The sequence below is a fragment of the Pontibacter populi genome, assembly GCF_019336435.1.
GTDB lineage: Bacteria > Bacteroidota > Bacteroidia > Cytophagales > Hymenobacteraceae > Pontibacter > Pontibacter humidus.
This window is the reverse complement of record NZ_JAHWXQ010000001.1, coordinates 677,475-702,333: the sequence shown is the minus strand read 5'-3', so window position 1 is coordinate 702,333 and position 24,859 is coordinate 677,475. Positions and strand designations below refer to the sequence as shown.

Annotated in this window: 25 protein-coding genes; 10 read left to right on the top strand and 15 right to left on the bottom strand. The window is 46.2% G+C overall.

Features of this window, described 5'->3' with window-relative positions; genetic code table 11:
- Positions 1 to 3 precede the first annotated feature (3 nt).
- From secDF to KYK27_RS02865, 7 genes are all read right to left on the bottom strand, one after another.
- Positions 4 to 2,985, bottom strand: a complete 2,982-nt coding sequence (gene secDF, locus KYK27_RS02895; protein WP_199108548.1) for a protein translocase subunit SecDF — start codon at positions 2,983 to 2,985, stop codon at positions 4 to 6.
- Positions 2,986 to 3,150: 165 nt separating this feature from the next.
- Complete coding sequence (locus KYK27_RS02890; protein WP_233150222.1) at positions 3,151 to 3,519, bottom strand: RNA methyltransferase; 369 nt, start codon at positions 3,517 to 3,519, stop codon at positions 3,151 to 3,153.
- A 43-nt stretch (positions 3,520 to 3,562) separates the two neighbouring features.
- Entirely contained in the window at positions 3,563 to 4,255 is a 693-nt protein-coding gene (locus tag KYK27_RS02885; protein ID WP_199108547.1) for a potassium channel family protein, read from the bottom strand.
- A gap of 3 nt (positions 4,256 to 4,258) precedes the next feature.
- Complete coding sequence (locus KYK27_RS02880; protein ID WP_199108546.1) at positions 4,259 to 4,876, bottom strand: uridine kinase; 618 nt, start codon at positions 4,874 to 4,876, stop codon at positions 4,259 to 4,261.
- 79 nt (positions 4,877 to 4,955) lie between these two features.
- Positions 4,956 to 5,534, bottom strand: a complete 579-nt coding sequence (locus KYK27_RS02875) for a non-canonical purine NTP diphosphatase (protein WP_199108545.1) — start codon at positions 5,532 to 5,534, stop codon at positions 4,956 to 4,958.
- A gap of 114 nt (positions 5,535 to 5,648) precedes the next feature.
- On the bottom strand, positions 5,649 to 5,948 hold the full coding sequence (locus tag KYK27_RS02870; RefSeq protein WP_199108544.1) for a hypothetical protein: 300 nt from the start codon (positions 5,946 to 5,948) through the stop codon (positions 5,649 to 5,651).
- Between the two features lie 178 nt (positions 5,949 to 6,126).
- Complete coding sequence (locus KYK27_RS02865; protein WP_199108543.1) at positions 6,127 to 6,633, bottom strand: phosphoribosyltransferase family protein; 507 nt, start codon at positions 6,631 to 6,633, stop codon at positions 6,127 to 6,129.
- Between the two features lie 174 nt (positions 6,634 to 6,807).
- Between KYK27_RS02865 and KYK27_RS02860 the strand changes: the two genes are divergently transcribed.
- From KYK27_RS02860 to KYK27_RS02815, 10 genes are all read left to right on the top strand, one after another.
- Positions 6,808 to 7,053, top strand: coding sequence for a type B 50S ribosomal protein L31 (locus KYK27_RS02860; RefSeq protein WP_162427613.1), 246 nt, complete (start codon positions 6,808 to 6,810; stop codon positions 7,051 to 7,053).
- A gap of 75 nt (positions 7,054 to 7,128) precedes the next feature.
- Positions 7,129 to 8,343, top strand: coding sequence for a GlmU family protein (locus KYK27_RS02855; protein ID WP_199108542.1), 1,215 nt, complete (start codon positions 7,129 to 7,131; stop codon positions 8,341 to 8,343).
- Positions 8,344 to 8,495: 152 nt separating this feature from the next.
- The gene (locus KYK27_RS02850; protein ID WP_199108541.1) at positions 8,496 to 9,626 is read left to right on the top strand and encodes an ATP-binding protein; all 1,131 of its coding nucleotides are present in this window, start codon (positions 8,496 to 8,498) and stop codon (positions 9,624 to 9,626) included.
- Between the two features lie 8 nt (positions 9,627 to 9,634).
- Positions 9,635 to 10,585 (top strand): hydroxymethylbilane synthase, encoded by a 951-nt coding sequence (gene hemC, locus KYK27_RS02845; RefSeq protein WP_199108540.1) that lies wholly within the window; start codon positions 9,635 to 9,637, stop codon positions 10,583 to 10,585.
- A gap of 602 nt (positions 10,586 to 11,187) precedes the next feature.
- Positions 11,188 to 11,829, top strand: a complete 642-nt coding sequence (locus KYK27_RS02840; protein WP_199108539.1) for a peptidylprolyl isomerase — start codon at positions 11,188 to 11,190, stop codon at positions 11,827 to 11,829.
- Positions 11,830 to 11,837: 8 nt separating this feature from the next.
- On the top strand, positions 11,838 to 12,743 hold the full coding sequence (locus tag KYK27_RS02835; RefSeq protein ID WP_199108538.1) for an SDR family oxidoreductase: 906 nt from the start codon (positions 11,838 to 11,840) through the stop codon (positions 12,741 to 12,743).
- 163 nt (positions 12,744 to 12,906) lie between these two features.
- The gene (locus tag KYK27_RS02830) at positions 12,907 to 14,559 is read left to right on the top strand and encodes a sodium-dependent transporter (RefSeq protein WP_199108537.1); all 1,653 of its coding nucleotides are present in this window, start codon (positions 12,907 to 12,909) and stop codon (positions 14,557 to 14,559) included.
- A gap of 6 nt (positions 14,560 to 14,565) precedes the next feature.
- Positions 14,566 to 14,724, top strand: coding sequence for a hypothetical protein (locus tag KYK27_RS02825; protein WP_199108536.1), 159 nt, complete (start codon positions 14,566 to 14,568; stop codon positions 14,722 to 14,724).
- Positions 14,725 to 14,727: 3 nt separating this feature from the next.
- Positions 14,728 to 15,669, top strand: a complete 942-nt coding sequence (locus KYK27_RS02820) for a helix-hairpin-helix domain-containing protein (RefSeq protein WP_199108535.1) — start codon at positions 14,728 to 14,730, stop codon at positions 15,667 to 15,669.
- Between the two features lie 55 nt (positions 15,670 to 15,724).
- On the top strand, positions 15,725 to 16,561 hold the full coding sequence (locus tag KYK27_RS02815; RefSeq protein WP_199108534.1) for a hypothetical protein: 837 nt from the start codon (positions 15,725 to 15,727) through the stop codon (positions 16,559 to 16,561).
- Positions 16,562 to 16,619: 58 nt separating this feature from the next.
- Here the strand turns inward: KYK27_RS02815 and KYK27_RS02810 are convergent, their stop codons facing one another.
- The 8 genes from KYK27_RS02810 to KYK27_RS02775 all read right to left on the bottom strand — a co-directional run bounded on the left by KYK27_RS02810 (position 16,620) and on the right by KYK27_RS02775 (position 24,728).
- Positions 16,620 to 17,459 (bottom strand): class I SAM-dependent methyltransferase, encoded by an 840-nt coding sequence (locus KYK27_RS02810; protein ID WP_199108533.1) that lies wholly within the window; start codon positions 17,457 to 17,459, stop codon positions 16,620 to 16,622.
- A 794-nt stretch (positions 17,460 to 18,253) separates the two neighbouring features.
- Positions 18,254 to 19,570 carry a sensor histidine kinase gene (locus KYK27_RS02805; RefSeq protein ID WP_199108532.1) on the bottom strand — a complete coding sequence of 439 codons (1,317 nt, stop codon included), beginning with the start codon at positions 19,568 to 19,570 and terminating at the stop codon, positions 18,254 to 18,256.
- Position 19,571: 1 nt separating this feature from the next.
- Entirely contained in the window at positions 19,572 to 20,246 is a 675-nt protein-coding gene (locus KYK27_RS02800; protein ID WP_199108531.1) for a response regulator transcription factor, read from the bottom strand.
- Positions 20,247 to 20,262: 16 nt separating this feature from the next.
- Positions 20,263 to 21,120 carry a hypothetical protein gene (locus tag KYK27_RS02795; RefSeq protein ID WP_199108530.1) on the bottom strand — a complete coding sequence of 286 codons (858 nt, stop codon included), beginning with the start codon at positions 21,118 to 21,120 and terminating at the stop codon, positions 20,263 to 20,265.
- A 64-nt stretch (positions 21,121 to 21,184) separates the two neighbouring features.
- On the bottom strand, positions 21,185 to 22,102 hold the full coding sequence (locus KYK27_RS02790; RefSeq protein ID WP_199108529.1) for a hypothetical protein: 918 nt from the start codon (positions 22,100 to 22,102) through the stop codon (positions 21,185 to 21,187).
- Between the two features lie 122 nt (positions 22,103 to 22,224).
- Entirely contained in the window at positions 22,225 to 22,776 is a 552-nt protein-coding gene (locus tag KYK27_RS02785) for a hypothetical protein (RefSeq protein ID WP_199108528.1), read from the bottom strand.
- A gap of 371 nt (positions 22,777 to 23,147) precedes the next feature.
- Positions 23,148 to 23,621 (bottom strand): NUDIX hydrolase, encoded by a 474-nt coding sequence (locus KYK27_RS02780; RefSeq protein ID WP_199108527.1) that lies wholly within the window; start codon positions 23,619 to 23,621, stop codon positions 23,148 to 23,150.
- A 12-nt stretch (positions 23,622 to 23,633) separates the two neighbouring features.
- A complete protein-coding gene (locus tag KYK27_RS02775; RefSeq protein ID WP_233150221.1) occupies positions 23,634 to 24,728 on the bottom strand; it encodes an alpha/beta hydrolase family protein in 1,095 nt (364 codons plus the stop codon).
- Between the last annotated feature and the right edge of the window lie 131 nt (positions 24,729 to 24,859).

The following is a 24,859-nucleotide window of genomic DNA, read 5'->3' as shown; positions in this document are numbered from 1 at the left end:
TTACTAGCTAACCTTTTTTGCTGTTGGCTGTGGTGCCGGAGCAGGCTTCTTCTCGTCTTTCATCGTATCAACCACAATTGGCGATGCAATAAATAACGTCGAGTAAACACCGAATACCACACCGATCAACATGGCAAGTGAGAAACCGCGAAGTATTTCACCACCAAAAATGAACAGCACAAGCACCACCATAAATACAGTAACCGATGTAATAATGGTACGGCTGAAAGTATCGATCAGGGCTGGGTTAATGATCTCTCTAACGTGCGCTTTCGGATTGTCATTCATGTACTCACGCACACGGTCAAAGATTACCACGGTATCGTTAATTGAGAAACCGATGATGGTAAGAACTGCCGCAATAAATATCTGGTCCATCTCATAAGAAATTCCGAACAGATCCAGAATAGCAAATATGGCAATGATCATCAGGGCATCGTGCAGCAACGCTACCACACCACCCAAGCTAAACTGCCACTTGCTGAAGCGGAACATCACATAAATAAAGATACCAACCAGTGAAAGAAGAAGCGCGATAACGGCTGTGTTCTGAATATCATCCGCTACGGTAGCACCTACCTTCGAAGAGCTTAGTACTTCAGGGTTCAGATCACTGAACTCGGAAAGACCAGCATCCAGGGCAGCCTTTACCTGCTCGTCTGCCTGCAGACTCTCGTCATCAGCCAGCCAGCTGGTAATAACTTTTACACGATTAGAGGCACCAAAGGTCTTAACTTCTGTACCTTCCTCATGGAAGTTATCAGTTAAAGCAGCACGTACATCAGATGCTGGAATTGCCTTGTCGAATTCTACTACATAAGAACGCCCACCTTGGAAGTCAACACCCAGGTTTGGTCCTTTAATGGCCATTGCCACAAAGCCAAATATAAGTATAGACAACGAGAAGGCGTAAGCTGGTTTTTTCCATTTCATTACGTCAAACTTCACGTTCTGGAACATTCTCTCAGCAAATGCATTAGAGAACGACAGCTTGCCCTTTTTCAGGAATGATCTTTCGATCAACAAGCGGGAAATGTAAACAGAAGTAAAGAATGAAGTTACGATACCTAACATCAACGTGATAGCAAAGCCTTTAACCGGACCTGAACCAAAGAAGTAAAGGATAAAACCAGCCAGGAACGTAGTTACGTTAGCATCCAGAATAGTTATAAAAGCCTTGTCGTAACCTTTGTTTATCACTTCGCGCATGCTCAGGCCTTTCCGGGCTTCTTCGCGCATACGCTCAAATATCAGTACGTTCGCATCCACGGCCATACCCAGTGTAAGCACAATACCGGCAATACCAGGCAGCGTAAGGGCTGCGTTAAACTGAGCAAGAATACCCAGGATAAAGAAGATGTTGAATACTAAAGCTAAGTCAGCAATAAAACCACCACGGCTATAGTAAGCGATCATGAATACAACTACGATCACAAGACCTGCCAACGTAGAAAGTAAACCCTGATTGATAGCTTCCTGACCTAATGAAGGACCTACGATCGCTTCTTCCACGATACGGGTAGGAGCTGGCATTTTACCGGCTTTCAGGATGTTTGCTAAGTCCTGCGCTTCTTCGATAGTGAAGTTACCAGAGATAGAAGAGCTACCACCTGTAATTTCGCCCTGCACAACCGGAGCAGAATATACATAGTTATCAAGTACGATAGCGATCTGGCGACCAACGTTGTTACCTGTCAGGCGAGCCCATTTTTTGGCACCTGTCGGGTTCATGGTCATATTGATCTCAGGGCGACCCTGCTGGTCGAAATCCTGGCGTGCATCATTAATAGCATCACCACTAAGCGGTGCTTTACCGTCACGACCTTTTTTAACAGCGTACAGCTCTACAAACTCCTGGCGGTTATCGCCTGCAATTGGCTTCACATCCCATAAAAACTTCATGTTAGGAGGGAAGATGGCACGAACGTCTGCTCTTGCAAAAATATCGTTGATCTTGGCTGTGTCGCGTACGTTAGCGCCAATACCGTTTGGTAATTGTGTAAACAGACGGGCAAGCGGGCCACCCTGGTTTGCAAGTGAATCTGCAGCAGCTAGAGTAGCGGCAGCAGTATCTTTGGCAGTGGTATCAGCAGCAGCAACGGCGTTAGAGTCAGAAGCAGCAGCCTGTGCCAGTACATCGCCTTTAGCAGCAGCGGCTTTTAAAGGATCTTTTGTTTCAGTTTCTCTCAGGTTCAGGTTACCAGCTTTTTCCTGCTGTGTCAGGTACTCGTTCAGCTGCATAAAGTAAGGGCTGAATTCCTGTGGAGACCATACTTCCCAGAACTCCAGGTTAGCCATACCTTGTAACAGTTTACGAACACGCTCAGGGTTATCAATACCTGGTAATTCGATCTGGATACGTCCGCTGCCTTTCAGGCGCTGGATGTTTGGCTGGTTTACACCAAATTTGTCGATACGGGTACGAAGGATGTTAAAAGAACGACCAATCGCGTCTTCTACTTCCTTGTCGATAATGTCAATTACCTCTTTGTTTGATGATTCGTAGCTGATCTTGCCACGGTTTGCAGAGTTAGAGAAAATACGGCTTAGTCGGCCATCTGGCTCAACTTCACGGTAAGCTTGTGCAAACAGGGTTGTAAAGCGCTCCTGGCTGTTCTTCTGTAGTTCCTGTGCACGTGCAAGCGCCTTCAGGAAGTTCGGGTCTTTGCTGTTACCAGACATAGACTTGATGATCTCAACAGGAGATACTTCCAGCACCACGTGCATACCACCTTTTAAGTCAAGGCCAAGGCCAAGCTCATTTTCTTTGATTTCCTGATAAGTGTATCCCAGAAACACAGGCTCTTTCCAGATAGAATCGAGGTAGTCCTGCTTTTTAACAAGATCTATGTTACCCTGTGCGTCTGTAGCAAATGCCTCTGCATCCTTCTGCACGTTGTGGGCAACAAACGAGAATGACAGGAAGTAAAGGCACAAGGCCGATACAATAACTGTCAGCGTGATTATTAACGATTTGTTACGCATTGGTTAAATAAAAATTATGGAATAGATTGTTAGATTACTACTGTATAAGTGTCTGCAAACCAGTGTATCTTATAGATAACTGAATGCCACTACAACGCGTTCCGTCTGAAGTATTTACCTTGCACGGAAAGCTGTTCTTAGAATAAAGAAGGGTAATTGTGCAGCCTAAGGAGCGTTGGGCTGTATAGTTGTAGGAAAAAGCTGTGCCACAAAACCATTACCTGAAGGTAAGGCAGTCTGGGCTGGCAGAACTTCGTCGGTTGGGGCTGCAAAAGCGTGCAGCGGGGCAGGCAAAGTAGCCTGCTGCAGGTTTAAGGTTACAAAAGAGGTGGTAGCCTCTAACGATACCTTCTGTTTTACAACTGTCTTTTTCTGAGGAGCGTGGGCAAGTTTTGTAGTGCCCTGCTCTGTGGTATCAGCCGCTGGCAACGTATAGGCACGCACCTCCTGGCCATTGAGCATAAGCGCCCAAAGCAGGGTTACCGACATCAAAAGATATCTGAGTTGTTGTGCTATAGTTTTGGTTTGCGGCATGTGTAGTTACAAATGTAACTTCTTTCCTTTAAAAATAAAATCGTTAGCGGTTTACTTCAATAAAACGCTTTACATCGTGCTTTTTCCCGATCAGGATCAGGATATCGGAAGAGTAGATGATAGTATCGGCTTTAGGTACGCCGATGATGTGCTCTACCTGAGTTGGCTTGCCGTCCTGTATTTCCTCAAAAGAGCGCTTTATAGTTATCATGTTCAGGTTATACTTCTCGCGGAGCGATATTGTAGCCAGGCTTTTGTTGGCAATACCACGAGGCGTATTGATCTCCACAATTTCATAGTTGTCGGGCAAGGGCAGGAATGTGCGGATGCTCGGTTGCAGCAGGCGTTCAGCTACGGTCTTACCAACTTCCCCTTCCGGCGACAGAATTTCCTGCACACCCATTTTTTCCAGGATGCGGCGCTGTTGTTTGTTGGAGGCGCGGGTAATTACGCGTTTAACGTTAAGCTCCTGTAGGTTGGCCGTTGTTATAAGCAAGGCTTCAAAGTCCTCGCCAATGGCTACAATCACAGCTTCCATGTCCTGTATGTTCTGCGCTTCCAGGGCACGGATATCGGTCGCATCTAAGGCAACAGCGTAGGCAACATCGTCTTTAATGTCTTCTACATGTTCTTCTTCAGCATCAATAGCAAGTACTTCGGCGCCACGCTCAGCCAGCGTGCGGGCAATGGAGTTGCCAAAAATACCCAAACCAATTACTGCGAACCTGTGCCTCATAGTTTACTTTATTTTTGAGTTAAGGAAAGTGGTTAGTACCTCCAGTCCTTTTTCAAAGTTATTATTATTCGGGATAATAATATCAGCGTCGTTTTTATAGGGCTTAATATATTTTTCGTAGGTAGGCGCTACATGGTGTGTGTAGCGGTATAGTACGTCGTCCAGGTCGTAGCCGCGCTCTACTTTGTCGCGAACTATACGGCGCTGCAGTTTTATATACTCTTTGGCATCGATGTACACTTTCAGGTCAAGCAGTTTAGCTATTTCCTCAAAGTAAAACACAAAAATACCTTCCACTACAACTATAGGTGCCGGTCTGAATTCCAGCTGTTTTGGCACTACGTTGGGGTTATTAAAAGTATATTCGGTCCGGTAAACGGTTTCACCCTGGCTCACTCGCAGTACGTCGTGGGCATACGCCACTTCGTCTATACAGGAAGGAAGGTCGAAATTAGTAACCCCGTTGGTGTCGCAGGTCTGGTGTTCGCGTGATTTGTAATAATTGTCCTGAGAGATCAGGCAGACATTCTCTGGTGAAAAAGATGTCAGTAGCTTGTTCAAAAAAGTTGTTTTTCCTGAAGCACTACCTCCTGTAATCCCGACGATATATGGCTTTTGCATTGGAAGCTATGGTTTCAGAATACAAAATTAAGAGAATAAAAGGCACAAGACCATAACTAAGCCAATAAATTTATAGTTTCTATTGCGCCTGCAGAAAACTAATTAGTTTTTGCATAGCTCTGCCACGATGGCTGATCGCGTTTTTCTCTTCGGAACTCATCTCGGCAAAAGTCTTTTCGTGGCCCTCAGGTATAAAAACCGGGTCGTAGCCAAAGCCTTTGTTGCCTTTGTATTCATGTGCTATAGTTCCGTTCACGATGCCTTCAAACTGGTATTCCTGGTTGTCTAGGTATAGTGTGATAGAGGTGCGGAAACGGGCACGGCGGTTATCCTGGCCCTGCAGGCTTAGGAGCAATTTGTTTATATTATCGGTGTCGGAGCGTTGCGGGCCGGCATAGCGGGCAGAGTAAACACCCGGTTCGCCGCAAAGGGCATCTACTTCCAGACCGGTGTCGTCGGCAAAGCAGTTTACCTGATAGTTCTCCCATACATAGCTGGCTTTCTGGCGCGAGTTGCCTTCCAGGGTGTCCTGGTCTTCGGCCAGTTCTTCGTGGCAGCCAATATCTTCCAGGCTCAACAGCTTATACTTTCCTTCCAGCATCTGGCTAACTTCAGCAATTTTATTCCGGTTGTTGGTAGCAAAGCAAAGCTCTTTCATGGTTTAATTGTTGATTGTTGAATTGTTGATTGTTTTTGGAAAGAGACAAACTATGGCTAAAGCGGTAATATTAATTTAAGCTTGTCCCAGCGGAGGAATACCGGATTTTATAGTTTATAGTTGTGATTCGGGCTGCTGCTCGCTCTGGCGCCTTAATTCATCGTATTTCCTGCTGTTGGATTTCCATTTATAGTTTGCCATCATCAGGCCAATAATTAAAAACAACACCAGTTTCGCCAGGAATTCTAACGAAAAGACCATTTCCATCAAGGGGGCATCGCCAAGTCCAAACATCAGCGAGAGGAATCCGACAAGGAAACCATAAATAAGCGCATGAAGCGCCATGTACGTTATTTTACCCTTTGCCTGCTGTTTTGGCCAGGAGTGTAACAGGTAGTCGTCTTTTGATGTCATGGGCTAAGTTGATTAATTGTTGATGGCTAAATTGTTAGTTGTTTAAATGCAGGTGTTGTGGATTGTTTGCTAAAGCAACTATACAGTTGATTGGCAATGTTTGAAATTGAAACGGTAATCGTATTCTACCCTGCTTTTGTGTAGTAACAATTTAATCCTCAACAATTCAGCAATTAAATTAATGCAGATATGCCGCTACTTCATCCTGCAACACAACTTCCACATGCTCGCGCAGGGTAGTTGCCAGCGATAAACCGGTGTAAGTGGCCGCTACCGGGTACAAGGTGTGGTGGCGGTTTACCAATGTAGCGATCTCTACTTTTTTAGGGTTTTGTGGCAGGAAGGAGGTTAGCGTATAAGCCAGCGTTTTTCCTGTATTTAACACATCATCCACTATAATTACTACCTTACCGGCTATAGTTATAGTTTCGGGCTCCAGAACTACAGGTACTTCCAGGGGGCTTACCTTATTTAGTTTTATAGTTAGCAGCTGTACGTTTATTGGCGAAATACTGCGCAGCTGTGTAGCCAGCATGTCGGCAAGTAAAGATCCGTTTTCGTGGATGCCAGCCAGCACCAGGTCCTGCTCCTCGAAATTGTGTTCGTAAATCTCGTAGGCCATGCGCTTTACTTTCTGCTTTATCTGCGTCTGGTCCAGTATCAGGTGTTGGTGCGGATGTGTCATGGTGTATGGTTGGTTGGTACCCTTATAGCTAAAGCAAAGTTAAAAGATAATTCGCAGCAGCACACTAATTTAGCCTAAGTGTAAAATAATTTGGTTAGTAGCGTTTTAAATTTAGAAATTGTTGTTAAATTTGCAGTCCGATTCAGAAATTAAGGTTAATAAACGTTTATAATAATGAAAAAAGGCATTCACCCAGAGTACAGAGAGGTGGTTTTCCAGGATATGACGAGTGATTTCAAATTTATCACGCGTTCTACCATGAACTCTGATGAGACAATCACCATGGAAGACGGCAAAACATATCCGGTAGTTAAAGTGGAAGTTTCTTCTGCATCACACCCTTTCTATACTGGTAAAAACATTTTCGTGGATACTGCTGGCCGTGTAGAGAAATTCAACACACGTTACAAGAAAAAGTAAGCGGTTCCGCCCGGTTAAAACGTTTCTTAAAGAGTCTTTCCGTATTTTTCGGGAAGACTTTTTTATTTTTGCTCTATGAACATCATTCTCTTCGACGATCCGGTTATCCGGCAGAACCTGTTGCCGCTTACATTTACACGTCCGGTGGCAGAAATCCGAACAGGTATTCTAACCATAGCTGAAAAATGGCAAGAGCTTACAAGGCAGGTTGTTTCTTCGCTTACCCAGGAATACCTGAAGGCGAAGTATATTCCTTATTTCGATAGCTCGCATAACTGTTATATTAACGGCGCTGTTATCCCTTCGGTGGAACTGATAGATGAGCTGAAGAATCTGGCTTATGGAGAATCGTTCTGGAAAGGTGATACGCTCGTTGCTTTTAACGGCGGCAGCGAACAACTGGAAAACCTGGTTGAGCTGATAGAACGGGCAGGCCAGACTCAAAAACTGACCTTTGAAGGCGAAGTGCTGATGATCAGGGAAGTGTGGGAGATATTCGTGCACAATGGCCGCGAGATACGAAGCGATTTTAAACTGCTTACCAAAGGCCGCAAGAGCCAGCCGGTAAATGATAAGTTTACAGCTGTTTATAACGAAGAGAATATTTTTATTGAAGAAGGTGCCAAAATAAGAGCAGCAGTTTTAAATGCGGAAGATGGCCCGATCTATATTGGTAGAAATGCACAGGTGCAGGAAGGCGCGCTTATAAAAGGTCCGTTTGCGCTCTGCGAAGGCAGCCACGTAAACATGGGTGCTAAAATGCGCGGCGATGTAACGGTTGGTCCGCAGTCTAAAGTAGGTGGCGAAATCAGTGCATCGGTTATCCTGGGCTACTCTAACAAAGGGCACGATGGCTTTTTGGGCAACTCAGTTATTGGCGAGTGGTGTAACCTGGGGGCCGATACCAACACATCAAACCTGAAAAACAACTATGCACAGGTTAAACTATGGAACTATGCACGTGGTGGTTTTAAAAATACAGGCGAGCAGTTCTGCGGTTTAATTATGGGCGACCATAGCAAGTGCGGTATCAATACCATGTTTAATACGGGCACGGTAGTAGGTGTTAGCGCCAATATTTTCGGAACCGGCTTCCCGCGCAACTTTGTGCCTTCGTTTAGCTGGGGCGGTGCTTCCGGTTTCGAAACGTACCAGTTGCGCAAAGTGTACGAAGTAGCCGAAAAAGTAATGGAACGCCGCCACAAAGCTCTAGACGAAACCGAAAAAGCGATCCTGACCGAAATCTTCAACCAAACCCAGCAGTATAGGGTGTGGGACGCTAAGGTTTAATTGTTGAATTGCTAAATTGTTGATTGTCAGAATCAGGGTTTACAGGATTAAAGGATTTGCTGGATTAATAACTCACAAACTCCTAAACTCGCTAACTCCTAAACTGAATCAACTTTCTAACTTCCAAACTTTCTAACTTATTAACTATAACCGTGCAGTTCTCTCAGATACTCGGACACCAGGAAACCAAGCAGATGCTTTTAAACTCTGTGCAACAGAACCATGTGGCGCATGCGCAGCTGTTTCTGGGCAAGGAGGGGAGTGCGAACTTGGCACTGGCACTGGCTTATGCCACCTACATCAACTGCGAAGATAAGCAGTCTAATGATTCATGTGGAATATGTGGCAGCTGCACGAAAATGAACAAACTGGTGCACCCGGATTTCAATTTCGTGATGCCGGTTACAGCAACTAAAAATATAGCGGCAAAAGATGCGCTTAGCCAGAATTTCCTGCCGCTTTGGCGTGAGTTCGTGCTGGCAAATCCGTACCAGGGCCTGAACGAGTGGATGCAACATATTGGGGCCGAGAACAAGCAGGGAGCCATTTCAAAAGAAGAAAGCCGACAGCTGGTAAAGCTTGTATCGCTGAAGGCGTTTGAAGGCGACTATAAAATTGTGCTGATCTGGTTGCCCGAGCTGATGCACCCGTTTGCAGCCAACGCGCTCCTTAAGTTACTCGAAGAGCCACCAGCTAAAACTTTGTTCCTACTGGTGTCGCAACAATCGGATAAGCTGCTGGCAACTATAACCTCGCGTACGCAGATAGTGCAGGTACGCAATTTTACCGAACAGGAAGTAATAACCTGGCTGCAGCAAAACTATAGCACCGAGCCTACTGCGGCTTATCAGGTAGCACAACTGGCAGAAGGCAACCTGAACATGGCTGCCAACCTGCTTTCAGAAGTTAGCTCCGACTATTTCAGTTTCTTTTTGAGCTGGATGCGCAGCTGCTTTGGTTATAAGTTTGGCGAGCTGATTGACATGAGTGAGGATTTCCAGAAGCTGGGCCGCGAAAACCAGAAGAACTTTTTGCTGTATGCACTTAACCTTTTCCGGAAGGTGATGTTGTATGGCGTAGATGCCAGCCTGATAACCTATTTGCCAGCAGATGAGATGAAGTTTGTACAGGATTTCTCGAAGCTGATGAATGCGGAAAATGGCACACGCATGGCCGAAGAACTGAACCAGGCCCATTACCACATCGAGCGAAATGCCAATCCCAAAATTGTTTTTGTGGATAGTTCTATACAGATTGCACATTTCCTGCGCGGAAACTATTAAACAGAATCATGCAGACAACTATAAAAGATAAAATCATAAATATTGGTACACGCGGCAGCAAACTGGCGCTTTGGCAGGCAAATGCCGTAGCCGATAAACTACAGGCTGCAGGTTTTGCTACCGAAATTGTTATTATCAGTACCAAAGGTGACCAGATGCTGGATAAATCGCTGGATAAGCTTGGCTCAAAAGGCGTATTTACCGAAGAACTGGAAGATGGCCTGCGCGATGGCAGCATCGACATTGCCGTGCACAGCGCAAAAGATGTACAGTCTACGTTACCGGAAGGGCTGGAACTACTGGCTTTTATGGAGCGCGAAAAAGTAAACGATGTACTGCTGTCATTAAATCCTGACTTTAAGCTGGAGCCAGGAAGCAACGCTAAAATCGGAACATCTTCTACGCGCCGTCGTGCGCTACTCAACAAGTTTTACCCGAATGTAGTAACCGGCGAGTCGCGCGGTAACCTGCAAACTCGCTTAAAGAAGCTGGAAGACGGACAGTTTGAAGCCCTGATGCTGGCTTATGCTGGTGTGCACCGAATGGAGTACGATAACCTGATCGTGCACATTTTCCCGGAAAACCAGTTTGTACCGGCTGCAGGCCAGGGAAGTGTTGCCATAGAATGTGCCCGAGATATGAATGCCGAGCTGAAAGCTGCTATTAAAGAAGCCGTAGATCACGAAGAAACACATCATTGCCTGCTGGCCGAACGTGCTTTCCTGAGAACAATGGAAGGAGGTTGCAGTATTCCGTCGTTTGTGCTGGCTACGCTCATAGATGATAATAACCTGCAGGTGCAGGGTGGTATAGTTAGTTTAGATGGCCAGCGCCACCTCTACGAAGTATATGAAGCTCCCATTACAGAAGCCGAAACTATAGGTGTGAAACTGGCTGAAACCATACTTGGCCAGGGTGGTGTGGAGATATTGAGAGAAATAAGAGAGCACCGAAGCTAAACTGTAGTTTAACAGGTACTACCTAAATATGAAAGAGGCGCACCATGGTGCGCCTCTTTTTTTGTCTGAATCAGGATACCTGGGTTTAACAGGATACAATTTCTGCCGCAAGTTTAACGGAGTGTAACTTGTGGCTTTGTATGGCAGCAAGTTTTCAACTTGCTTTGCTTTGAAAAAGCAAGGTTAGCGATGACCGCAACTATAGTTTGGTATAAACTATGCTGTCCTATGCTGGCGCGAGCTTGTAGCTCGTGTCTTTTTATGGTGTTGAGTTTGAAGAGACCAACTATAGTCGACACGAGCGAAGACGCTCGCGCCATGGTAATTATCACAACTATAGTTCTTTATATAAATAGGTTTCAGCTAACTGTCTTTTCCTGCTCGAGCTGAATGCCAGTTGTAAATTAGCACCATGTTTAACCACAAGGTATGCTTGCGCTAAATTTGCGGTAGAGATAGCATCATGTCTAATCAGGAAAATCCCTGGTCAATCCCGATTCAGACCACTAATTCTAAAATCCTATAAATCTTGAAAATCTTAGTTCAGTTTGGATTACAGCGAAAAAATGGGAATCTTCAAGCTTCGGAAAACTATACTAACTATGAAACTACGGAATATGCTCTGCGCTATAGTTGCGCTGCTGTTTTTAACTCCCACCCTTGTATCTGCCCAGAAACTGAAAGGCAAAGACCAACTGGTAACTATAAGCACCCCACAAGGCGATATAAAACTCGTGCTTTTCGAGGACACGCCGAAGCATAGAGAGAACTTTCTGAAACTGGCGAAAGAGGGCTTTTACGATGGCACTACTTTCCATCGTATAATTGATGGCTTTATGATACAGGGCGGCGACCCGAACAGCAAAGACGATAACCCAAACAACGATGGCTCTGGCAACCCGGGCTATACCATTCCTGCCGAAATCAACCCAATTCATAAACATGTGCGTGGTGCTGTGGCTGCTGCCAGAATGGGCGACCAGGTAAACCCAATGAAAGAGTCGAGCGGCTCGCAGTTCTATATAGTGGAGAATCATGATGGCACTCCAATGCTGGACGAAGCTTACACCGTTTTCGGACAGGTAGTAGATGGGTTAGACGTGATCGATAAAATTGCAGAACAGCCAAAAAACCAGCGCGACCGACCGCTTACGGATATCAAAATGAAGGTGACTGTAGAGAGCGTGAAGAAAAAGAAGATCGCCAAGAAATATAAATACAACTATAACCAGCCGTCTGCTTAACCCTGACTATGAAACGAATACTGATAACAGGCTCTAACGGGCTTCTGGGGCAAAAACTAGCAGAACTATTACTCAACCAACCTGATGTGGAAGTGCTGGCAACCAGCCGCGGCGAAAACAAACTGGCAACTATAGTTCCGGCGCTGCCCTTTGCTTCGATGGATGTGACGGTTAAAGCGCAGGTAGAGGAAGTGATCAGCCAGTTCCGGCCAACGCACATCATACACACTGCCGCCATGACCAACGTGGACCAGTGCGAAACAGACCATGAAGGCGCCTTGCTGCTGAACCGGGATGCCGTTCAGTTTTTAGTGGATGCCTGCGAAAAATATAACGTGCATCTGATACATGTAAGCACCGACTTTATTTTTGATGGCGAAGACGGACCTTACAGCGAAGATGCCAAAGCAAACCCGGTGAATTTTTATGGCGAAACCAAGCGCCTGGCCGAAGAAATTGTGAAGAAGGCCAGATGCAAATGGGCCATATTGCGCACGGTGCTGGTGTACGGCGTAGCTCACGACTATGGTCGTACCAACATTGTGCTGTGGGTACGCGATAGTTTACAGGCTGGCAAAGTAATTAAAGTAGTGGATGACCAGTTCAGGACGCCTACACTGGCTGAGGACCTTGCCCAAGGCTGCTGGCTTGCCGCAAAGCACGACGCGGAAGGAATATACCATATCTCAGGTTCCGAAATGCTGACGCCCTATGACATGGCCCTGCAGGTAGCCGATTACTTTAGCCTGGACAAATCGCTAATAGATAAGGCTGACGGTAGCACCTTTACACAACCGGCAAAACGCCCACCCAAAACCGGATTCATTATCACGAAAGCTAAAAAAGACCTGGGCTACTTACCGCATACTTTTGCAGAAGGCATACAGGTTGTGGCCGAACAGGCTGCTCAATAGCAGTTTCCAGATTCGTCAGGAGAAAGCTCCGTTTAGTCGGTGAAATATTAAAAATATGGAATTTAATATGGCACTTTCGGAGGCAATCCCTAAATTGTAAGCTTAAAGTCAGAATACTACACACTTAACAACCTAACTAAACTAATCAACTTCTACCTTTTTTATGAGTGCTAACAAAGAATCCTGGGGCTCCCGAGTGGGTCTCATTCTGGCCATGGCCGGTAATGCTGTTGGTCTCGGTAACTTTCTAAGGTTTCCGGTACAGGCTGTACAGAACGGTGGTGGCGCGTTTATCATCCCTTACTTAGTATGCTTTTTGGTAATGGGTATTCCACTTTTGTGGATCGAATGGTCTATGGGCCGTTTCGGGGGTAGATTCGGAAATCACTCTACTCCTTACATTCTGGATACGATGGGTAAACACCGCCTCTGGAAATACATTGGCGTGTTCGGTATCTGGACAAACATTGCCGTGGCAGCTTACTATTGCTACATCGAGTCCTGGACACTTTCTTACGTGGTTCACTCGGTACTCGGTACCTTTAATGGCATGGACCAGGAGGGAGTTGCCGCTTTCTTTAACACATATGTGAGCATCGGCGAATCTACACTGGGTATTCCGCTGGAGGCTGTTGTATTTTATGTGATCTGCTTGCTGCTGAACACCTGGATCCTGTCTCAGGGTCTTGCCGGTGGCGTGGAGCGTGTGGCTAAAGTAGGTATGCCACTTTTGATCTTATTTGGTATGTTCCTGGCCTATAAAGGCTTTACTATTACAGCCGGTGAGGATGGTGCTATTAACGATAGCTCTGTTGGCCTTAACTACCTCTGGACGCCGGACTATACGCAACTATGGTCGCCAACTGTTTGGCTGGCAGCTGCGGGTCAGATTTTCTTCACCCTGTCTGTGGGTATGGGTACAATCCATTGCTACGCATCTTATGTTAGATCTAAGGACGATATCGCGCTAAATGCTATGTCGGCTGGCTGGATGAACGAATTTGTGGAAGTAGTACTGGGTGCCTCTATCCTGATCCCGATCTCTATCGGTTACCTGGGTATCGACCGTGTAACGGAACTGGTACAGTCTGGTGGCCTTGGGCTTGCCTTTAAAACCTTACCATTCCTGTTTACGCAGTGGGGCGAAGTGCTGGGCGCTGTTGCCGGGGTTATGTGGTTCGGGTTACTGTTCTTTGCCGGTATCACTTCGTCGCTGGCGATGGGTACGCCATGGATGGGCTTCCTGCAGGATGAGTTTAACTGGAAACGTAAGTCTGCTGCCTGGTCATTCGGTTTGATCGTACTGGTACTGGGTATGCCTACGGTACTATTCTTCCACTATGGCGTATTTGATGAATATGACTACTGGGCTGGTACGGTATCGCTGGTAGTGTTCGCCTTGTTCGAGTCTATCCTGTTTGCATGGGTATTCGGTATTGATAAAGGCTGGCGCGAGATCATGTCAGGTTCTGATATTAAAGTGCCGGGTATCTATAAGTTCATCATCAAGTTTGTAACGCCGTTACTTTTACTGTTTGTGTTTATTGGTGCGCTTATTACTCCGAAAGGAAATGACTGGGGAGCGGCATTAAGCGGTAACTGGGAACTGGATGACAGCTCTATCATTAAGAAATTGATGAACACCAGCCTTCACCGTCAGATAGCTGAAGCTACAGACCCAGCGGTACTGGAGCATCTTCAGGAGACATTGTTCTTTGTGAATGCATCGCGTATACTGCTGGTGGCAGTGTTCCTGAGCATCGCCGCGCTGGTGTATATGGCGTATAAAAAGAGAGTTAGAGAAGGTAAAATTTAAGAACTTATGAATACATCAGCACTTGTTATCATGCTTGTTACCATGTTTATGGTAACCGGATTAACAGTATATTTTTTCTATAGAGTTTTAAATGCGCCACCAAAACCGGAGCCGGATTCGTACCTGGATAACGATGATGAGCCGGGACGGCAACCGATGGCATAACACATGAGAAAACTGAAGCTCTGGATCCGTAACTACTTTGGCTTTTCGCAGCGTGAGGTAAACGGTTTTCTGTGGCTGATAACCATAATGGTGCTGCTTACGGCAGCACCATTTCTTTTTTCCAGGAACTATAATTCGAACCAGCCTATAAGCGCCAACCCTGCAGACCAGCAACTGCTCGATAGCCTGGTAGCGCAGCTCGAGAAAGCGCCCGATACCTATAACCGAAGCCGGAAAACTATAGCTACCGTTCCGCTTTATAGATTTAATCCCAACACGCTCTCGCTGGAGCAATGGCAGGGTTTCGGGTTGCCCAAATACCTGGGGCAGCGCATTTTAAACTATAGAAGTAAGGTAGGAGATTTTACTTACAGGGCAGAGCTGGGCAAGATCTATGGCATGCCGGATTCTGTTTTCCAACGGCTTTATCCTTTTATTGATCTGCCTGAAACCAAACCCGACAACTATAGCCGCAAAGGTATTGGCAGCAGCCGGCCACACCCGGCACCCGGCTGGGAGAATCGCCCGCGCGAACGCTTTGTGCTGGCACCCTTCAATATCAATACCGCCGATACAGCACAGCTCAAACAGATACGAGGCATTGGTAGAAAGCTATCCGCACGCATTGTAAAGTACCGCGACAGGCTGGGCGGCTTCTATAGTTTAGAACAGCTGCGCGAAGTTTATGGCCTGCAGCCTGAAGTAATAGACAGCCTGAGCAAGTACACCTTTGTAGCAAAAGCACATTCGCCGGCAAGAATTAACCTGAACACTGCAACTATAGAGGAACTGCGCACGCACCCGTACATGACATCAAATTTAGCCCGCGCTATAGTTGCATACCGCGAGCAACATGGCCGCTTTGAGAGCGTGGAAGAACTTAAACAGATCAAAATAATAAAGCCCGAACAATACGAAAAGCTGAAATCTTATCTGGGAGTGTAAAAAAATATATACCTAATGTTATATGTATTAACTTTAGAGTTCAAAACCACTCCCTATGAAAACTCTTGCTTTTTTATTGACCAGCTTCCTGTTAAGCGTATCGTTTTGTATGGCGCAGGTAGACACGGTGTATACCCACACCTCTAAAATTCCTTGTGTTGTTAAAGAGATCACACCTGAGTTTGTAAAATACTCTTTCCCAGGTGAGGAGTTGATAAACACAGTTTACAAAAACGCTGTGCAGAAGATCGTATTTAAGTCTGGAAGGGAAGAAATATTTGCCCCATCAGCCCACTCTAAAAAGGTAGCCAACCTGCATGCGTTTGAGAATGTAACTATAACACTCGAAAAAAACGAGGTAAACGGATTCCTGAAACTGGGAGAAGCAAGCTCTATAGCTCAGGGCAATACGATGTTTTCAGCGTTAAATCAGGTAGAGGACCGCGCGCAAAAACGTCTTAAGATCTTTGCAGCCATGATGGGTGGGAATCTAGTTTATATCACGCAGAATGAGGCAACAAAAGCAAGTTCGTGGGGTAGTAATAATGTTAGATATTCTAAACCTACTGAATCGTTCCTGACGGGTATGGTGTATTCCACCGATGTGCTGGACATAAATAAGTTTAAAGCCAGGATAGGAGGTAAGACGGAGTTTAGTGCAGTAGAAAGTGCCAACTTCACAGGGACGACCACTTCCATACGCGTTTACCCTTCTAAAAGGATTCTGAAACTCAGAAGTATAAAAGAGGAAAACGGCTTACTAACTATAGAAGGTAGCCTGGAAGGAGCCAGCAAACACAAAGCATTCAGAGTTGCCTCTTTTGATGAAGAGTTTTTTCACATTTTCTACGAAGACAAGGGAACGGCTTATAATATTAAGATGAAGATATAAGCTATAGGCGTATCCAAAAATTAAAACCCCTGCAGCTAATCTCTGCAGGGGTTTTAATTTATGCCGTGAAAGCTTTGGCCTGTATAAAGGTGTAGAAGAAAACCGCATTCGGGCTTTTGGCTACAATGTGCATTTCCTCTTTCACTTTATCTGCCAGTTCAGCATCTACATAGCCGGCTTCCAGTAGTTGTGGCAATCCGCTAAGTAATAGTTCTGTCCAGTAAGCGATCATTTCGGCGCGCTTGGCCGGGTTTCGGCTGTCCAAATGGAACGTTTTAGGTTCAGTGGTGATGCGCTGGTAACCCACTGATTGCAGCAGATTTCCTAATTTACCGCCCACAAACGGGTCGCCACTCATGTCGTATTGTAAATCATTGAATCGCAGCCAGTACTGCAGCACGCTTGGCGAATAAGGCTCCACAAAAAAGCTGGAGTTCAGCACTTCGGTAATAACGATGGGGCTGCCTGGTTTCAGCACACGGCGCACTTCTGACAGCACTCTGGCAGGGTCAGGGATATGTTCCAGCACCCAGCACAGAAAAGCGCCATCAAATTCAGCCTGCGACGTAAAGCTCATGTCCATTGCATTTTCCTGCATCAGCTTAAAGCGGTCTTTGGCGTAAGGCACCGACGACAGGAAATTCTGTGCCTGTTCAATCTGCTTGTCAGAATAGTCGATGCCGGTTAAGAAAAGGTGCGGGAAACGGCGGAGCAGGATCTCTGATTGCGCGCCAACGCCACAGCCAACTTCCAGCAGGTTAGTTACCGTCGAGAAATCAATATCAGAATAGATCTTGTTTTCCATGAAGCGGGCCTGCTTGTAAAGACGCTGCTGTTCTTCAGTAGAATATCCGTGTAGGTATTTTTCTTCGGATGGCTCGTGTGGTTTATCTGTCATAGTTTTAGTTGCTAATAGAATGTAACTTCTAAATTACACTTAAAAGTATACTTGCGCTGAAAACTATAGTTACTAAATGCTTTTATAGAAGTGTAAATGGTAATGTTATCTCGAGCGCTGGGTGAGGGATCTTATATGTCTTATAGTTTATTTTTGTCATTTCGAGTGTAGCGAGAAATCTATCTCAGCTTATAGTTGACTCAACTACAACTTGAACCAAGACTTCCTTTCAAACTACTCCTAATCCTGGGAGCTCTACTCACTCACAGTTTCAATCCAACTTTGGTGCCCTCACGGCCGGGAGGCCTCGTCTTCGGGCATCGCGCTGCTGCTTTCTTGCTTCCCTCGCTCTGCTCGGGCTGCCTGGCGGCACCGCAACAAAGCAAAGGCGCTCAACCCAAAGACTGAAATCAGTTCGATAGCAACTTCTATAGTTGATTCGAAAGATAAACCTCGAGCTTTATCGTAGTGTTAGTTTCGAAGGGACAGGTAAACCTGTCCTATCTTGAGTCGTAACTATAGCAAATTCAGATTTCTCCCGCTGGCCGAAATGACACATTGAAAAGTAGCAGCAGAAAAGTCCCCCTTTGAAGGGGGTAGGGGGATGACAATCGCTAACTATAGCACTAAATACAAACTCCCTCTCCTGTTTTTAGGAGAGGGCCGGGGTGAGGTAAAAAGGGGTGGGTTAATGCATCTATCTAGCAACAGCGAGTCTGGAGGCTCGCGCCCACTGTGCATCACCGGCTGGATACCGGCACCAGTATTGCGCAACTATAGTTTACAACTATAAACTACACCTTACCAAATCTGAAGCAGAAAGTAGTGCCTACATTTACAGTAGAAACTACCGTTAGTTTTACTTTGTGGAAATGCGCAACTGTTTGCACGATCGGTAAGCCCAGGCCGTGGCTTTCGTTGTCGGGGCCCTGCAGGCGTTTGAAGCGGTTGAAAATGTGTGGCAAATGTTCCTGCGGTATTCCAACGCCCGTGTCGGTTATGCATAGTTCGTAGCTTTTGCCTTTTGGTGCGCCGCTTATCGTTATGCTTCCGTTGGGTTTGTTGTATTTTATGGCATTGCTTACCACGTTGAACAGCATCGTGAACAGCAGCGAGTAATTAGCCTGTTGTAAGGTCCAATCGTCTTCCAGGTCTATTTTCAGGGTGACTTCCTTTGCTTCGGCGCGGTCGGCAATTTCATCTTTCACTTCATTTACCAGGGCAGCTAAGCTTACTTCTTCGTTCTTCAGGTATTGCTCGTTCTCGATGCGGGATATCAGCAACAGGGCCTGGATAATATTCTTTAAGCGGTGAAGCGTTTTCTGGTTATCGACCAGTTTTACCAGCAGGTGTTCCGGCATTTCGGGGTCGGTAAGCAGGTTCTCCATCCTGTTCTGGAGAATAGAGATCGGTGTAAGCAGCTCGTGCGATACGTTTCCGATAAACTCTTTCTCTTTCTGAAAGGCGTCCTGCACCTGGCCCATCATATCGTTAATGGCGTTGTTGAGGTACAGGAAATCGGAGGTGGTGGTGTTTATAGTTTTGGGCGTAAACGTGCTGGGGTGGCCTATCTTTTTCAGGCGCCGGACTATCACTATAAGCGGCTGCAGCAGAATCTTGTTAAAGGCCAGGTCAATAAAAACTGTGATCAGGATAACGGCAGCCAGAAAGTACAGCGCATATTGCTGCATGGTTTCGATACTTTCCTGTATCGTATCTATACTCCGGCCAATTTCAAGGAGGTAATAGCTACCATCTACCTCAAAGGTCAGGCTAAGCACGCGGTACTCTACAATCTCATTCTCAACTTTGCGCAGCGAGTTCTCAACCGTATCTACAACTATAGGTTCGGGTATCTGCTCTATCGAAATAAACTCTTCTTTCAGCAGGTTGTAGCTACCATAAGCTCCTTCGCTGCCTTCGGCCACAAAATTGCCAATGCCCTGGTTGCTGATGATCTCCAGTACGCTGTCTTTTTTCTCGTTCAGGCGCTTATCGGTATTTACGAGCGCCACACGGTGGATAAGTGGTGGGAGCACTGCTATTAACAGCAGTACCACCACTATTTTGGAAACAGCACTGAAAAGGGTGAGTTTGGATTGCAGCCGCATACTATAGAGTTAGCCTGTAGCCAACACCACGAACGGTTTCGATCCAGTCGGCAGGGGCGTGGGCAGAGAGCTTTTTGCGTAGGTTTTTAATGTGTACGTCGATGTAGTTGGAGTCATAATCATCTTCCAGGATGTTTCCCCAGATGTGCTCGGTCAGCTGCAGGCGCGTCATGATGCGGTTTTTGTGCAACAACATGTAATGCAGCAGGTCAAACTCCTTTTTGGTAAGCGAAATGTTCTGGCCGTTATAACTTACGGTGCGAGCCGTACTATCCAGCTCAAACCCATGAAACGCATGCACCGACGACTTTACATTGAACTTACGGCGCGACACAGCCTGCATACGAGCCTGTAGCTCGAGTAACGAGAATGGTTTTGCCAGGTAATCATCTGCGCCTAGGCCAAGTCCTTTTACACGGTCTTCCAGTTCGCCACGGGCAGTAAGTATAATTACGGCCGGTTCGTAGTCAGTTTCGCGGGCTTCCTGTAGCAGGTCCAGTCCGTCGTAATCCGGCAAGCCCAGGTCCAGCAAAATAAAATCGTAACGGTTTACGGCAATGCGCTCCGAAGCATCTTCGCCGTTGCAGGCCCAGTCGCATTTGTAGTGTTCCTGCTTCAGGAAATGCATCAGCTCGGCAGCCAGTCCGGCTTCATCTTCTACAACCAGTACGTGCATAGTTTATAGGTATAGATTAGAATGTATAGCTCGCTTTAACAGAGACGAAGGATTTTGCCTCAGACTCGTCACCTTCCAGTTTATTAACCGGGATAGAATAACGGTAAGTCGGCTCCAGCTCAAAGTTACCCAACATTATCACCAATGGCACATAAAGATCATAGCTCAGCACCTGGAATTTATGCTTGGTTGTGGTGGTAGTAGTGGTTTTGGGGTTATTGCCTTTGCCCGGTGTGAGCACATCTTCAAACCAGTCGCCGAGTTCTTTTTTGCGCTCTACAGTATAGGTTTCCGAAAACTCCTGCGTACCGCCGGTAACGCCGATCTTAGGATCCAGCCCAACCGGGTTGCGGCCATTCCAGATCGGGTTCAGGCCAATGTAGCGCGAGTTCTCAAACTGCACGATCAGGTCATTGCTCTCCCCAAAAAAGTAGCTGGTGGTAAGCGAACTATACAGGTATTTCCAGTCGAGGGTAGTATTAAGCGAAGCAGCATTTTCGGTGACTGATTTTACCATAGGCGCGTTCTCGCTGAAGAAAAAGCGGGAATAGCTCAGGTTACCGGTCATGCGCTTACTGATGGCAAAACTATAGCCCACCGACAGGTCGGTCTCGTCAATATAATCTTTGGTATTAAAAAGCTGGTAGCTTGTTGCCGATACCCAGAAACCAGAGGCGTGCGCATAGGTTAAGGTAGCAGCTGCATACGGGTATTGGGTAGCTGTATTACGTCCGAAAAAAGACGAATTGTTGGCAGCTTCTATAGCGAAGTTCCAGGATGCTTTGCGGGTAACAGAATCTTCTGTTGTTTGGGCATGAGCAGAACCAACAAGCGCCCAAGCCAGCATTATCCACAAGTATAGTTGGTTTTTCATGAGTTTACTATATAAAACAGGACTCCCGGCATTACCGGAAGCCCTGCTCTGAGATCTGATTTTCTTAGTTTTTACCTACTTTAACACCAACGCCTACTTTAGCACCGGTATTTACTCTTACAGGGGCAGCAACACCACCTTTTCTAAGCACTTTTACCGGGCGGCCAGCGCTTGCCGGACGGCCAGCAGTTACACGTGCAGCACTTTTTACATCAGCACCAGCTGCAGCTTCTACTTTAGTTGGCTTATCCTGGCGCTTGGCTGTGGCAACTTCTTTTACTGCCTGGCCTGTAGTAGTTACAGTGGCATCTACACCTTTAGCTGTTTCAGAAACAGTTTTGCCGTGTGTGTCTTTCTGCGTTTTTACTTCTTTGGCAGCCTTCTCTTTTGTCTGCTTAGCCTTTTTGTCGCCTTGCTCGGTCTGGGCATCTATTGTTGTAGCAACATTTGCTTCAGTTTCAACGGCAGCGTCTACTGATGTTTCGGTGGTAGCTTTTGCATTGGCAGCAGCTACTTCGCTGATGGCTTCGCCTTTTGCTCTACCACCTGCAACTACTGTCTGGGCAAGCTGAGATACTTCCTGGCCGTGGTTGTCAGCTTTTGTTTTCGCCTCAGCACCAGTCTCTACAGTAGTTTCTATAGTTGACTCACCTTTGGCTTTTATTTCCGCCTTGTTTTTCTTGGCTTCTTTTTTTGCTTCGCGCTCTGCTTTCTTCAGATCCTTTTTTGCTTTGGCCTGAGCTTTTGCTTCGGCTTTGGCAGTTGCATCTGCTTTTGTTGCTACTTCGCTTACCAACGCACCTTTTGTAGATGACTCGGCAGTTGTTACAGAAGTTGCTGTACCGCTTACGGCAGCACCATGCGTATCGGCTTTTACTTTGCCGTTGGCTTTTGTAGTTGATTTAACATCAGTTGAAGAAGTCTGGGCGAATGTAGTTGCTGCGCTTAGGACAGCTATAGCTACTAGTGTTAGTTTTTTCATTTTCGTTTTGTCGTTTTAATAAGATTATGTGTCAAAACTACTATGTCAAGATGAAGACAAAATGAAGAAATACTTTTTTTGAAAAAATTTTAAAATATTTTTTCGGATCGCTCAGACTATAGTTATTCTATTGGCTTGGTCAGGTCGAAGTCTGCCTGATAACGCATTTTGCCATCGCGCTTTAAAATATAGCTGAATGTTTTTCCGTCCGGGCTGATGGCCATGGTCCACTCGTTGGTAGCGGCGGCAGGTAATAATTCGGCGGTATAGATATCAGCAGGAAAACGTTGCTCCAAAGCATCAGGAGCTTGGGTTGAAATACCACCGTACATCGTTACTTCATCCGGGGTGCCATCTTCGTGACGATGATCGTGTTTTAATTGCAGGCCTTCAGGCAAGCTGGTTAATACCCAGGTGCGCGAACGGTCTTCGCCAACAGTAAACGGAATGCGGGTTTCGGTATCAGTGCAGGTTTGCACGTGCATGACAAGCGCCTTGCCTGCAAAAGGGTCAGTGCCATCTGAAGGGAATTTAGTGGTGCCCGCAAAAGATTTGCCGCAGTGGGTAGCTAGTAAATTTTGAAAAGTTTTAGCAGATGATGAAGCTGGCGCTTTTGAAGTTCCGCAACCGGCAAGCATGGCTATAGCTAATAGAAGGGTGATGAATCGGCTCATAAGAAGGTTAGTTAACGCACAGATGATTTCAGAGCAAATTAGCTAATTGTTTCCAGAGCGGGAAAGGTCTTTTGTGGAATGTAGTTTTAAACTATAGTTGGAGTACACAACGTCTATAGTTTTCAAATTTAAGGAGAGCTTTTATTGATGTTTTGCAGGCTATTTAAAGTCACAATCTAAATAGCTGTTCCGGACATCTTTGTCCGTAACGAATCCTGAAGCGGATTTCCTAATCCGCGTAAATGGAAGGCTGATCTACGGGGACTAGGAAGTCCCCGGCAGAATGCTTTCGGACTTGGAAGTCCGAAAGAGCGTTTTTTTGTCCGAAAGAGTGCTAACTATAGTTATTGGATAAAAAGAAAAACGGAAAACTATAGTTGCGCAATGCTATTGGCGGCTTTGGCTACCACCAGTTTCTCGGATTTAAAAGCGAGCAGTTGTTGGGCCTGGCTTATTTCTATCCAGCGGGCTTCATTCACCTCCCAATCGTGATCCTGTATGTTGCCGGAACTATAGCGAAGCAGGTAAAAGTATACGAACTTATGAAACCGCACACGCTGGCTGCCTTTGTTGCCGACGTACCAGTATTCAATTTTCTCGAGTTGTTCCAGTAACTCGGTTTGCAGGCCGGCTTCTTCGCGCACCTCGCGCACTGCAGTTACTTCTGGTGTTTCGCCAGGGTCTACAATGCCCTTGGGTAATTGCCAGCGGTTCTCTTTGCCAACCGAAATCAACGCTACTTCTATAGTTGCCCCTGTTTTACGGTAAGCCACACCACCTGCTGAGACCTGGTCTACAACAGGTAGTTTCGGGTTGCTTCCGGTGGGTTCAATGCTTTCTTCCAACGCAACTATAGTTTATTTTACTGGTGCAGGCTTTTTCTGCTGTTCGCTCAGCCACTGCAGGCTGGGGTTATAGGCCATATCGTGCACGCCATAGTACAGCACTAAATCTACCACGCCCGAGTGTTTAGTATATAATACTTTAGGATCTTTCGGTCCGAAATACTTGCTGGGGCCATCGCTTACCATTTCTTTCGGTACTTCCTTGTTTATCACCAGGGAATCCATCTGCCACTGCGGTATCCGGTCCGTAGAATCTATAAGCATGTTAAACGCACGCACGGAATGGTCTGGTGGTACAAGCACATCTATGGTTCCGTGGGCTAAAAACACGGGAATACCTTTGGCATTTTGCAGGTAAGAGCTCGGGCTCCTGCGAAGACACTCTGCGGCGGCAGCAGTACCCGGGAGAGGTACGCCGCCACAGGCCGTAACTATGTGGCGGTTATAATCGCGGTGCGGGTAGTTCTGGCTGAATTTGTACCAGTCAACCAGGTTAAAAACTGGCACCCAGGCTACCACACCAGCCCAGATGTCCGGGTGTTTCCCGGCTGTAACAAGCGCCGTCATAGCTCCGCCCGACGAGCCAACGATATAAATTCTGGACGTATCAATGTTGGCGCTTCCTTTTGAGAAGTTTACGGCATCTACAATGTCCTGTATGGCCACGTCAGATGCCATGGCTTCAGGTTGTTTAAAAGCGCCGCGGTAGTTTGGTTGTATAAATACCCAGTCGTTCAGTTTGGCCCAGATGGCATACGGTATGCTTACTACCTGCAGATACTCGCTGCTCCAGCTATGCAGCACTACCAGTAAAGGTTTTTTTTCAGATGATCCGGAATCGTAGAATAAGGCGGGTTGTTTTTCACCGTCGATGGTGGAGGTAATAGAGACTTTTTGTATTTCGGGGATCTTCTTTTCCCAATCTGCCAGGCTTTCGTCGGCTACTTTGCCGGGGTATTGTTTGGTGGTAGTGTACTGGTTCAGGCGGTCGCCTTTGTGGTATTTCTTTTTGTTGTCGGTCTTATTGCAGGCAGTAGCAAATGCCAGCAGTAAAATTACAATCAGGCAATAGGTAACTTTATACTTGTGCAAAGTCAGGGTGTGCATGTAGCAGGTTGTAACTATAAAAGGAGACTAGTTAAAACTGAATTCAGAATGATTTGTTGCGTATTACAGGGCAGGTGCTTTAAAATATCTGCAAATCTAAACTTCTTTTTAACATTACAGTGCGATGATGC

Coding starts and splice junctions, on each gene's coding strand:
- KYK27_RS02790 (WP_199108529.1), bottom strand. CDS start 22,102: ATGAAAAAACTAACACTAGTAGCTATAGCTGTCCTAAGCGCAGCAACT.
- KYK27_RS02795 (WP_199108530.1), bottom strand. CDS start 21,120: ATGAAAAACCAACTATACTTGTGGATAATGCTGGCTTGGGCGCTTGTT.
- KYK27_RS02805 (WP_199108532.1), bottom strand. CDS start 19,570: ATGCGGCTGCAATCCAAACTCACCCTTTTCAGTGCTGTTTCCAAAATA.
- KYK27_RS02870 (WP_199108544.1), bottom strand. CDS start 5,948: ATGACATCAAAAGACGACTACCTGTTACACTCCTGGCCAAAACAGCAG.
- KYK27_RS02885 (WP_199108547.1), bottom strand. CDS start 4,255: ATGAGGCACAGGTTCGCAGTAATTGGTTTGGGTATTTTTGGCAACTCC.
- KYK27_RS02855 (WP_199108542.1), top strand. CDS start 7,129: ATGAACATCATTCTCTTCGACGATCCGGTTATCCGGCAGAACCTGTTG.
- KYK27_RS02875 (WP_199108545.1), bottom strand. CDS start 5,534: ATGAAAGAGCTTTGCTTTGCTACCAACAACCGGAATAAAATTGCTGAA.
- KYK27_RS02890 (WP_233150222.1), bottom strand. CDS start 3,519: ATGCCGCAAACCAAAACTATAGCACAACAACTCAGATATCTTTTGATG.
- KYK27_RS02860 (WP_162427613.1), top strand. CDS start 6,808: ATGAAAAAAGGCATTCACCCAGAGTACAGAGAGGTGGTTTTCCAGGAT.
- hemC (WP_199108540.1), top strand. CDS start 9,635: ATGCAGACAACTATAAAAGATAAAATCATAAATATTGGTACACGCGGC.
- KYK27_RS02815 (WP_199108534.1), top strand. CDS start 15,725: ATGAAAACTCTTGCTTTTTTATTGACCAGCTTCCTGTTAAGCGTATCG.
- KYK27_RS02835 (WP_199108538.1), top strand. CDS start 11,838: ATGAAACGAATACTGATAACAGGCTCTAACGGGCTTCTGGGGCAAAAA.
- KYK27_RS02865 (WP_199108543.1), bottom strand. CDS start 6,633: ATGACACATCCGCACCAACACCTGATACTGGACCAGACGCAGATAAAG.
- KYK27_RS02840 (WP_199108539.1), top strand. CDS start 11,188: ATGAAACTACGGAATATGCTCTGCGCTATAGTTGCGCTGCTGTTTTTA.
- KYK27_RS02830 (WP_199108537.1), top strand. CDS start 12,907: ATGAGTGCTAACAAAGAATCCTGGGGCTCCCGAGTGGGTCTCATTCTG.
- KYK27_RS02825 (WP_199108536.1), top strand. CDS start 14,566: ATGAATACATCAGCACTTGTTATCATGCTTGTTACCATGTTTATGGTA.
- KYK27_RS02800 (WP_199108531.1), bottom strand. CDS start 20,246: ATGCACGTACTGGTTGTAGAAGATGAAGCCGGACTGGCTGCCGAGCTG.
- KYK27_RS02810 (WP_199108533.1), bottom strand. CDS start 17,459: ATGACAGATAAACCACACGAGCCATCCGAAGAAAAATACCTACACGGA.
- KYK27_RS02775 (WP_233150221.1), bottom strand. CDS start 24,728: ATGCACACCCTGACTTTGCACAAGTATAAAGTTACCTATTGCCTGATT.
- secDF (WP_199108548.1), bottom strand. CDS start 2,985: ATGCGTAACAAATCGTTAATAATCACGCTGACAGTTATTGTATCGGCC.
- KYK27_RS02820 (WP_199108535.1), top strand. CDS start 14,728: ATGAGAAAACTGAAGCTCTGGATCCGTAACTACTTTGGCTTTTCGCAG.
- KYK27_RS02785 (WP_199108528.1), bottom strand. CDS start 22,776: ATGAGCCGATTCATCACCCTTCTATTAGCTATAGCCATGCTTGCCGGT.
- KYK27_RS02880 (WP_199108546.1), bottom strand. CDS start 4,876: ATGCAAAAGCCATATATCGTCGGGATTACAGGAGGTAGTGCTTCAGGA.